Annotated in this window: 9 protein-coding genes, 1 tRNA gene and 1 pseudogene; 6 read left to right on the top strand and 5 right to left on the bottom strand. The window is 72.2% G+C overall.

Annotated features, from left to right (window positions below; genetic code table 11):
• Window positions 1-183 (bottom strand): annotated as a pseudogene (locus VM95_RS44775) (ABC transporter ATP-binding protein); the annotation flags it as partial.
• Window positions 184-439: 256 nt separating this feature from the next.
• On the opposite strand from VM95_RS44775, the gene VM95_RS31030 reads away from it, so the two are divergent.
• From VM95_RS31030 to VM95_RS31020, 3 genes are all read left to right on the top strand, one after another.
• Window positions 440-521, top strand: a tRNA-Leu gene (locus VM95_RS31030).
• Between the two features lie 140 nt (window positions 522-661).
• Window positions 662-1,552, top strand: a complete 891-nt coding sequence (locus VM95_RS31025) for a Bax inhibitor-1/YccA family protein (protein ID WP_045703085.1) — start codon at window positions 662-664, stop codon at window positions 1,550-1,552.
• Between the two features lie 86 nt (window positions 1,553-1,638).
• Complete coding sequence (locus VM95_RS31020; RefSeq protein WP_045703083.1) at window positions 1,639-1,971, top strand: hypothetical protein; 333 nt, start codon at window positions 1,639-1,641, stop codon at window positions 1,969-1,971.
• A 56-nt stretch (window positions 1,972-2,027) separates the two neighbouring features.
• Here VM95_RS31020 and VM95_RS31015 read toward each other — a convergent pair whose 3' ends face one another.
• The 3 genes from VM95_RS31015 to VM95_RS31005 form a co-directional block, all read right to left on the bottom strand.
• Window positions 2,028-2,969 carry a hypothetical protein gene (locus VM95_RS31015; RefSeq protein ID WP_052706666.1) on the bottom strand — a complete coding sequence of 314 codons (942 nt, stop codon included), beginning with the start codon at window positions 2,967-2,969 and terminating at the stop codon, window positions 2,028-2,030.
• 290 nt (window positions 2,970-3,259) lie between these two features.
• Window positions 3,260-4,480, bottom strand: coding sequence for an acetyl-CoA C-acetyltransferase (locus VM95_RS31010; RefSeq protein WP_045703078.1), 1,221 nt, complete (start codon window positions 4,478-4,480; stop codon window positions 3,260-3,262).
• Window positions 4,481-4,542: 62 nt separating this feature from the next.
• Window positions 4,543-5,625 (bottom strand): SGNH/GDSL hydrolase family protein, encoded by a 1,083-nt coding sequence (locus VM95_RS31005; RefSeq protein ID WP_045703076.1) that lies wholly within the window; start codon window positions 5,623-5,625, stop codon window positions 4,543-4,545.
• 238 nt (window positions 5,626-5,863) lie between these two features.
• Between VM95_RS31005 and VM95_RS31000 the strand changes: the two genes are divergently transcribed.
• From VM95_RS31000 to VM95_RS30990, 3 genes are all read left to right on the top strand, one after another.
• Window positions 5,864-7,264 carry a cystathionine beta-synthase gene (locus VM95_RS31000; RefSeq protein ID WP_045703074.1) on the top strand — a complete coding sequence of 467 codons (1,401 nt, stop codon included), beginning with the start codon at window positions 5,864-5,866 and terminating at the stop codon, window positions 7,262-7,264.
• Window positions 7,265-7,700: 436 nt separating this feature from the next.
• Window positions 7,701-8,039 (top strand): hypothetical protein, encoded by a 339-nt coding sequence (locus tag VM95_RS30995; RefSeq protein ID WP_045703072.1) that lies wholly within the window; start codon window positions 7,701-7,703, stop codon window positions 8,037-8,039.
• Window positions 8,040-8,223: 184 nt separating this feature from the next.
• On the top strand, window positions 8,224-9,492 hold the full coding sequence (locus VM95_RS30990) for a L,D-transpeptidase (RefSeq protein ID WP_045703070.1): 1,269 nt from the start codon (window positions 8,224-8,226) through the stop codon (window positions 9,490-9,492).
• Window positions 9,493-9,496: 4 nt separating this feature from the next.
• Here VM95_RS30990 and VM95_RS30985 read toward each other — a convergent pair whose 3' ends face one another.
• Window positions 9,497-9,859 carry a cupin domain-containing protein gene (locus VM95_RS30985; protein ID WP_045703068.1) on the bottom strand — a complete coding sequence of 121 codons (363 nt, stop codon included), beginning with the start codon at window positions 9,857-9,859 and terminating at the stop codon, window positions 9,497-9,499.
• Window positions 9,860-9,872 lie beyond the last annotated feature (13 nt).

Raw genomic sequence — 9,872 nt, 5'->3', positions numbered from 1 at the left:
GCTGACGTCGTCCAGGGCGACGACCCTGGTCTCGCCCTCCCCGTAGACCTTGTTCAGGCCGGTGGCGCGGGCAGCCGCCCGGCCGGTGCGGACGGCGGTTGCGGTCGACGTGGTCACGGGAGGGCTCCTCGCTGTGGGCGGATCACGGGGCGGGGTCGGGGCGGTGGGAATCGTCCCCTCCATGGTCCGTCGGGCGATCATGGTCCTTCGTCGCTCCGCCGGACGGTTGGGCCCACCACCGCTGGGCGTACGCGGGGACCGGTCCCTCCTCCTCCGGTATGACGTCATCCCTGAGAGCGGCGCGATGGCCTGAACCGGCGCCCTTCGTGGCCGAATTGCGGACTATTCGTCAGATCGCAAGGAAACATGACAACTTCCCTGGCTGGGAACATGCGAAAGGGCGATCCGGGCGACTAGGCTCAGGGGTGGTTCGCAGGACGCCCGGATGGTGGAACGCAGACACGGGCAGCTTAAAACTGCTTGGCCGTGAGGCCGTGCCGGTTCGAGTCCGGCTCCGGGCACCGCTCGCCGGGCGGGGGCGCCGCCGGCGTCCCCGCCGGGCGTCGTTCACCGGATCCTCCTCGCGACGTATCCCGAAATTTTTGCCTTGCCATTACCCTGGTGTGCGGGCGGCGCAGTGCTGCCACGGAGGGAATGAGCAATGAGAAGCAGCAACCCGGTCTTCTCGCGGGAGGGGTCCTTCACCCGCGACTCCGGTTACGCGGGATTCGGCCCGAACGGCCAGGCCCAGTACGGCGCCAACGCCGGTGCCCCGTACGGCCAGAACCCCTACGCGGGGACGCAGTACGCGCAGCCGGCGCCGGGTCAGCCGCCGCTGACCGACGAGCAGCTGTACGTGATGTACAACGGCCAGTCGGCCGGCCCCGCGGCCACCGGGCGGATGACGCTCGACGACGTGGTCGCCCGCACCGCCATCTGCCTGCTGACCGTGGTCGCCGCCGGCGCGGTGTCCTGGTTCACGCTGCCGTTCAAGAACTTCGGCTTCGCGGTCGGCGCCTCGCTGGTCGCCATGGTCATCGGCCTGGTCGTCCAGTTCAAGGAGAAGATCAGCCCCGGGCTGATCCTGGCCTACGCGGCGTTCGAGGGCTTCGCGCTCGGTGCGATCACGCACTTCCTCAACACCCTGTACAAGGGCATCGCGATCCAGGCGGTGCTGGGCACGGCGCTGGTCTTCGGCGCGATGCTGTTCGCCTTCAAGAGCGGCAAGTTCCGGGTCGGCGCGAAGGCCGCCCGGATCGGTGTGGCGATCGGCCTGGCCTTCTCGGTCCTGCTGCTGGTCAACTGCCTCGCGTGGGCGTTCGGCGGCGGCCTCAACACCTGGGGCGGCCCGCTGGGCGTCGGCATCGGCCTGGTCGGCATCGGCCTCGGCGCCTTCTTCCTGGCGATGGACTTCACCGAGATCGAGCAGGCCATCGCCCGCGGCGCCCGGCAGGAGGAGTCCTGGCGGGCGGCCTTCGGGCTCACCCTGTCGCTGGTCTGGATCTACATCGAGATGCTGCGCCTGATCGCCTCGCTGCGCGGCGACGACTAAGCGCATCCCGTAGCACTGCCCAGCCGGGCCCCGGAGCAGCCGCTCCGGGGCCCGGCGGCGTTCCGGCGGCGTCTAGGCTCTTCCTCATGGACGTACAGCCCCTGGTCGAAGCCGTCGAAGCGCTGGCGGACCGGTTCCGCTCGCTGCCGCAGAGCAAGCTGCTGGGCGCGGTGCCCGGGCACGCCTCGCGGGCGGCGGCCGGGTTGGCGCTGGCCCGGCGGCTGGCCGGGCTCGCGCTGGCGGCGGAGGGCGAGCCGGAGCGGGAGGTCCCGGACGCCGGGGTCTTCGCGGTGGGGGACCAACTGGCCGTCGCCGGGCACGATCTGGCGGCCGCCCTGACCGCGCTGCCGGAGGGTGACGAGGCGGTGCTGGCCGGGGCGCTGGCGGCGGTGCGGGAGACGGCGGCGCTCTGCGCATGAGGAAGGCCGGCCCGTGATCCGGCCGGCCTTCGTTGCGTGCTGCTGGTGACCTCGCGTCAGATGCTGGCGACCACCCGGTCGGCGAGCACGTAGACGGCCTCGTCGTCGGTGGAGAAGGTCAGCGAGTACGAGCCGGAGAAGCGCGAGCCGCCGAGCAGCCGGACGTGCTCACCGGCGCGGACGGCGTCGATCAGCCGGTAGGCGGCCTCCCGGTCGCCGGGGGCGACGCACAGGGTGGTGCCGTCCTCGAAGGCGTACACGTCGAGGGTGCCGAGCGGGCCCGGGCGGACGTCGACCAGGGCGACGGCCTCCTCGGCGAGGGTGGCCAGCCGGGTGTCGGTCCACTCGCGGGACGGCGCCTGGCTCGGCACGAAGTCGGGGTGCGAGGGGTGGCGGCGCGGGTCGGGCGCGGCGACCGGGGCGTCCTCGACGGCCGGGTCGGTGTCCAGCAGCCCGGCCTCCAGGCCGGTGGCCAGCAGGTCGGCCTCGCGGCGGGCCCGGGCGGCGTCCTTGGCGGTCTCGCCGGCCGGGTGGCCGGGGCGCAGCGGCGCGCCGCCCTCGGGGCCGGGCTCGACGCCGGTGCCGTCGTCGTTGATCAGGTCTTCCAGCGCGGAGCGCAGCGCCTCGCCGAACTCCGGGTCCATCGTCCCGGCGTTGTCGGCGGCGTCCTGCGGGCCGATGGGGCGGGGGAAGAAGAGCGGCCACTCGTCGGTGCTGGAGAAGGCGCCGGTGAACGGGGAGTCGAAGAGCGGCGCGTCCTCGGCCGCGCGGGCCTCCTGCTCGGCCCAGAAGGCCCGGGCCTCGGTGATCTCCCGCTCGCGGTCGGCGGCCAGCGCCTCGGTGACGGCCCGGCGTATCGCGGCCTCGTCCACCGGGGCGGGCACGGCCGGGGCCGCGGCCTGCGCGTCCAGCCGGCGGGAGATTCCCCGGAGGCGGAGCAGCACGGCGGTCGACACGGCGATCAGGATCAGCAGCAGGACGGTGTAGACGGCGCTCACGGAACGTACTCCTAGCGAGGAGCGGAACGGGGTTACGTCTCCACACTGCCGCATCCGGGGGTGTTACCGCAGTGGCGAATGTCTAATTTGTCCGGGACTTTCGCTCTTGTCCCCGAATTGTTAGGTAGTCCCGTTCTACGCAGTGCAGTTGATCCGCTCCGCAGTGTCGATTTCCGAGCCGAAAACGAACGGAAAGAGGGCCGGATCGACCTCGCGGTGTGATCCGGCCCTCAATTACCGTGCGTCACTCCAAATGGGTGGTCCAGACCCTTCGGAGGGGCGCGGGAGGGTCAGCTGAGGCGCTCGATGACCATCGCCATGCCCTGGCCGCCGCCGACGCACATGGTCTCCAGACCGAACTGCTTGTCGTGCCACTGCAGGGAGTTGATCAGGGTGGTGGTGATCCGGGCACCGGTCATGCCGAAGGGGTGGCCGACCGCGATGGCGCCGCCGTTGACGTTCAGCCGGTCCAGGTCGATGCCGAGGTCGCGGTAGGAGGGGATCACCTGGGCGGCGAAGGCCTCGTTGATCTCGACCAGGTCGATGTCGCCGATGGTCAGGCCGGCCCGCTTGAGCGCCTGCTTGGAGGCCTCGACCGGGCCGTAGCCCATGATCTCGGGGGAGAGCGCGCTGACGCCGGTGGAGACCACCCGGGCGAGCGGGGTGATGCCCAGCTCGCGGGCCTTGGTGTCGGACATGATGACCAGCGCGGCCGCGCCGTCGTTCAGCGGGCAGCAGTTACCGGCCGTCACGGTGCCGTCCGGGCGGAACACCGGCTTCAGGCCGGAGACGCCCTCCAGGGTGACGCCGGCGCGCGGGCCGTCGTCCGTGCTCACCACGGTGCCGTCCGGGAGCGTCACCGGGGTGATCTCGCGCTCCCAGAAGCCGGCCTTGATGGCGGCCTCGGCGAGGTTCTGCGAGCGGACGCCGAACTCGTCCTGGTCGGCGCGGGTGATGCCCTTGAGCGCGGCCAGGTTCTCGGCGGTCTGGCCCATCGCGATGTAGGCGTCCGGCAGCAGGCCGTCCTCGCGCGGGTCGTGCCACTCGCCGCCGCCCTCCTCGGCGCGCTTGGCGGTGCGGGCGACGGCCTCGTCGAAGAGCGGGTTCTGGGTGCCCGGAAGGCCGTCCGAGGTGCCCTTGACGCTGCGCGAGACGGTCTCCACGCCGGCCGAGACGAAGACGTCGCCCTCGCCGGCCTTGATCGCGTGCAGCGCCATCCGCGTCGTCTGCAGCGAGGAGGAGCAGTAGCGGGTGATGGTGGTGCCGGGCAGGTAGTCCATGCCCATCTGGACGGCCACGATGCGGGCCAGGTTGTGGCCCTGCTCGCCGCCGGGCAGGCCGCAGCCGAGCATCAGGTCGTCGATCTCGCGCGGGTCCAGCTGCGGGACCTTGGCGAGCGCGGCCTGGATGATGTGGGCGGTCAGGTCGTCCGGGCGGACGTCCTTGAGGGAGCCCTTGAACGCCCGGCCGATCGGCGAACGGGCGGCGCTGACGATGACGGCTTCGGGCATGGCGGGCTCCTCGCTGGGTGACGGCGGACTGGCGTCCGGGAGGAAAGTTACCGCCTGGTAGATCAGGCGTCACCCGTACCGGCGTGTGAGCTGGCCGACGTGCTCCCGGGCCCCGCACCTGCAGCCTTCCCGGCCTCCGGGTCGGGCAGACCGGCACCGGGCAGGCCGATCCGCAGCCGGTGGCGCAGCAGCGCCCAGCGCCGGCCCGCGCCCTCCGGGTCCACGGCGGCCACCTCGGTGCCCGAGCGCCCGGCCGCGGCGGCGGCGGCCACCGCCACGGGCAGCACCGCGTCGCCGGGGACGGGCGCGGTCGGGTGCTCCTCCTCCGGCCACAGGCCGAGCGCGGCGCAGACCGAGGGCAGCACGGCCATCGCGGCGGTCGCGTAGCCCTGGGCGGACGGGTGGTAGCGGTCGGCGGCGAACATCTCCGGGCGGGCGGCGAACTCCGGGCCCAGCAGCGAGCCGAGCGAGACGGTGCGCCCGCCGGCCTCGACCACCGCGATGGTCTGCGCGGCGGCCAGCTGCCGGCTCAGCCGGCGGGCCACCCAGCGCAGCGGCGGGCGCACCGGCTTGATCGTCCCGAGGTCGGGGCAGGTGCCGACCACCACCTCGCAGCCGTTGGCGCGCAGGGCGGCGACCGCCTCGCCGAGCTGGCGGACGGCCAGCTGGGCCGGGCTGTGCCGGGTCACGTCGTTGGCGCCGACCATGATCACCGCGATGTCGGGGTGCTGCCGCAGGGCCTGCTCCAGCTGGCCGGAGAGGTCGGCGGAGCGGCCGCCGGACCGGGCCGCGTTGACCAGCCGGACCGGGCGCTCGGCCACCGAGGCCAGCCCGGCGGCCAGCAGCGCGCCCGGGGTCTCGCGGGAGCGCAGCACGCCGAGGCCGGCGCCCGTGGAGTCGCCGAGGACGGCCAGCACCAGCGGCCGCTGCGGGGCGGCGTCGTCGGCGGCGAAGGCCTCGCCGTAGACGCCGTCCGCCCTGGGCGGGTTCTCCAGGTTGCCGATGGCCTGGACGGCGAGCTTGCTCTCGGTCACCAGCAGGCCCACCAGGCCCACGCCCAGCAGGCCGAGCCCGCCGCCGCCGTAGGCCGCCGCGGTGGCGATCCGGCGGGCCACCCGGGCCCGCGAGTCGTGTGCCCCTGCCATGCGGTGCCCCCTTCGCGTCCTCGTGCCGCCCCCTCGGGGGCCGCGGCAGTGCTGCACACCCCTCTTACCCGCGCGGGGGACGGGAGTACCGGCGGCGTTGGGCCATTGGGGGGTGCGGGGCCGCGACGGGCGGTTGCGGACGGACGGGACGGGAAGGGCGGGCCGGGGTGCGCGCCACGGCCTAGGCTTTGCAGTACCGAATGCACCTCTGCATGCCCACACAACGGGAGGACCCTCCGTGCGGTACCACAACTCGATCATCGACCTGGTCGGCAACACGCCGCTGGTCAAGCTGAACAAGGTCACCGAGGGCATCAGCGCGACCGTGCTGGCGAAGGTCGAGTACTTCAACCCCGGCGGCTCGGTGAAGGACCGCATCGCGATGCGCATGATCGAGGCCGCCGAGGCCTCGGGCGCCCTCAAGCCGGGCGGCACGATCGTGGAGCCGACCTCCGGCAACACCGGCGTCGGCCTGGCGATCGTGGCCCAGCAGAAGGGCTACAAGTGCATCTTCGTCTGCCCGGACAAGGTGTCCACGGACAAGATCAACACCCTGCGCGCGTACGGCGCCGAGGTGGTCGTCTGTCCGACCGCCGTCGCCCCGGAGCACCCGGACTCGTACTACAACGTCTCCGACCGACTCGTCCGGGAGACCCCGAACGCCTGGAAGCCGGACCAGTACTCCAACCCGGACAACCCGGCCTCGCACTACCACTCCACCGGCCCGGAGCTGTGGGAGCAGACCGAGGGGCGGATCACCCACTTCGTGGCGGGCGTCGGCACCGGCGGCACCATCTCCGGCACCGGCAACTACCTGAAGGAGGTCTCCGGCGGCAAGGTCAAGGTGATCGGCGCCGACCCGGAGGGCTCGGTGTACTCGGGCGGCACCGGCCGGCCGTACCTGGTCGAGGGCGTCGGTGAGGACTTCTGGCCGACCGCCTACGACCGCGGCGTCGCGGACGGGATCGTCGCCGTCTCCGACAAGGACTCGTTCCAGATGACCCGCCGCCTGGCCAAGGAGGAGGGCCTGCTGGTCGGCGGCTCCTGCGGCATGGCCGTGGTGGCCGCGCTGGAGGTGGCGAAGGAGCTCGGGCCGGACGACGTCGTCGTGGTGCTGCTGCCGGACGGCGGCCGCGGCTACCTGTCGAAGATCTTCAACGACGACTGGATGGCCGACTACGGCTTCCTGCCCTCCGCCACCGACGAGGCGCACATCGGCGAGGTGCTGGCCCGCAAGGAGACCATCGAGCAGGGCGGCGTCCCGCAGTTCGTCCACATGCACCCGAACGAGACCGTCGCCGAGGCGGTCCGGGTGCTGCGCGAGTACGGCGTCTCGCAGATGCCGGTGGTCTCGCCGGGCGCCGGGCACCCGGACATCATGGCCGGCGAGGTGATCGGCTCGGTCGTCGAGAAGCTGCTGCTGGAGGGCATCTTCGCGAAGGAGATCGAGCTGACCGACACGCTGGACAAGGTGATGTCCAAGCCGCTGCCCGTGGTCGGCTCCGGCGAGACGGTGACCAACCTGATGACCGTGCTGGAGAAGGCCGACGCGGCCGTCGTGCTGGTGGAGGGCAAGCCGCAGGGCATCGTCACCCGCCAGGACCTGCTCGGCTACCTGACCGGCCGCGCCGCGCACTGACCGCCGCCGCGGACGGGCCGCGCGGGCCGCGCCGCGTAGGGGCCGGTGGAAACCCGACGGACTTCGTCCACGGGTGAAGTGGTACACCGGCGTCACGTGACCGCAGCAGGGAGTTAACACGGCTCCGGCATCGTAGTGGTCGACGGCGAGACGCCGGGCGAGGCGGCGGCGACCGTCCGGGAGCGGCTCCCCGGCGGACGTGGTCGACTCCGGGCGCACCGGGCGGCCTGACCCGCACGCTGTGCCCGCCTCCGCGGGAGGCGCCGTCGTCCCGACCCTGCGCCGGTTCCGACCGGCCCGACAGGGTGCGGTGGCTCCCGCGGCCACCAACGCGCCGTACGGCGCGTCTCCGCGGCTCCCGGGTGGGGGAGCCGGCGGGGAGACGGCAGGGCCGGTCCTTCTCCGAGGGGCCGGCCCTTCCCGTACCCTCGCACGCATGACCAGCACTGAAACGACCGACCAGGACGCCCCGCGCTACGTCCGGGTCAAGATCGAGCTCATCGCGGAGATCACCGACGAGGGCGCGCTCAAGGCGGCCGCGCTGCAGCAGGTCGTCGAGGACGAGTACCTCGACGACGACGAGCGGGCGCAGTCCGTCGAGGCCATCGAGGTGGACCCGTCCGGCTCGCTCGCCCACTTCATCGACCCCGTCGCGCTGCTCGGGGACGTCCCGGGCGTCGAACTCGCCTCGGCGACCTGGGAGTCGGCGCAGACCGAGTTCGACCCCGACAACGAGGAGTGGGACGAGTACGCCGTGGAGGAGTCCGCCGAGTAGCGGCCACTCCTCCCCACCGCTCGTGAACGCCCGGCCTGTTCGACGCAGGCCGGGCGTTTTGTCCCTCTTCGGTGGGAAGTTGGGTCATCTCATACGATCGCTTACCCTTCGGTGGTGGAACCGTGAACGGGCGTATTGCGTTTCTGTATCCGTAATGCCCGGATGATCAGCAGGGAGACGCGACGTGACGGCACGGGACGGTGGGCAGCGGACGGCCGGAGGCAGCTGGAGCCGGCGCGGAGTGCTCGCGGGCCTGGTGGCCGCGCCCGTACTGCTGCTGGCGGCCTGCAACGACAACGCCGACAGCGGGAGCGGCGGCTCCGGCTCCGGCGGCGCGAGCGGCACCCCCGGCCCGGGCGGCAGCGGCGCGCCGCGGACCTCGGCCGCCGTCATCACCGTGACCCCCGCGGACGGCGCCACCGGCGCCAGCTTCAGCGAGCCCGTCAAGGTCACCGTCACCGGCGGCACCCTGGGCACCGTCAAGGTCACCGACTCCACCGGCAAGGAGCTGGCCGGGCAGCTCTCCGCGGACGGCACCGGCTGGACCTCCGCCACCGCCCCGGCCAGCGGCACCAAGTACACCGTCGCGGCCACGGCCCTGGACAAGGACAAGCTGGAGGCGGACGCCAACGCCGTCTTCACCACGGCGACGCCGGCCAACACCTTCGTCGGGTACTTCACCCCCGAGGACGGCTCGACGGTCGGCGTCGGCATGCCCGTGTCGATCAACTTCAGCAAGCCGATCAGCGACCGGAAGGCCGTCCAGCAGGCGATCACCGTGACCGCCGAGCCGGGCGTCGAGATCGTCGGGCACTGGTTCTCCAGCACCCGGCTCGACTTCCGGCCGCAGCAGTACTGGGCCAAGGGCACCAAGGTCACCCTCAAGCTGCGGCTCAAGGACGTCGAGGGCGCCAAGGGCGTCTACGGCACGCAGTCCAAGGACGTCTCCTTCACCATCGGCCGCGCCCAGACCAGCGTCGCCGACCTCGCCGCCAAGAAGCTCACCGTCACCACGGACGGCCAGGTCAGCGCCGTCTACAAGATCTCCGGCGGCGCGCCCGACCACACGACCTGGGGCGGCAAGATGGTCATCTCCGAGCAGTACACCCAGACCCGGATGAACTCGCAGACCGTGAACCTCGGCAGCGAGTACGACATCGCCGACGTCCCGCACGCCCAGCGGCTCACCACCTCGGGCACCTTCATCCACGGCAACTACTGGTCCTCGCCGTCGATCTTCGGCGGCCAGAACACCAGCCACGGCTGCGTCGGGCTGCAGGACGCCAAGGGCGCGCAGGACAGCGGCACGGACGGCTACAAGTTCTACAAGTCCTCGATGATCGGCGACGTGGTCGAGGTGGTGAACTCCGGGGACAAGACCGTCGCGCCGGACAACGGGCTGAACGGCTGGAACCTCGGCTGGGCCGACTGGAAGGCCGGCAGCGCCGTGTGACGGGTCAGCGCTTCGCGTAGTCGGCGAAGCCCTGCCAGTCGACGATCACGCAGGCGTCGTCGCCGAGGACCCAGGCGTCGTGCCCGGGCGGGCAGATCATGAAGTCGCCGGGGCCGTACTCGGCGTTCTCGCCGTCGTCCATGACGACCTTCATCCGGCCGGACACCACGTATCCCGCGTGGGCGGCCTGGCAGCTGTCGGTCTTGGCGATCGGCTTGATGTGCTTCGACCACTGCCACCCCGGCTCGAACACGGCCCGGCCCACCGGGCCGCCGTCCAGGTTGACCAGCCGCAGCTCCCCCTTGCCGTCCTCGAACGGACGGACCTCCTCGGGATCGTCGAAGTTCCGCTGGTAGAGACCGGACATGGCGCACTCCTCT

The sequence above is a fragment of the Streptomyces rubellomurinus genome, assembly GCF_000961885.1.
GTDB classification, from domain to species: domain Bacteria; phylum Actinomycetota; class Actinomycetes; order Streptomycetales; family Streptomycetaceae; genus Kitasatospora; species Kitasatospora rubellomurina.
The sequence above is the reverse complement of the archived record's forward strand: the minus strand, read 5'-3'. Positions and strand labels throughout refer to the sequence as shown.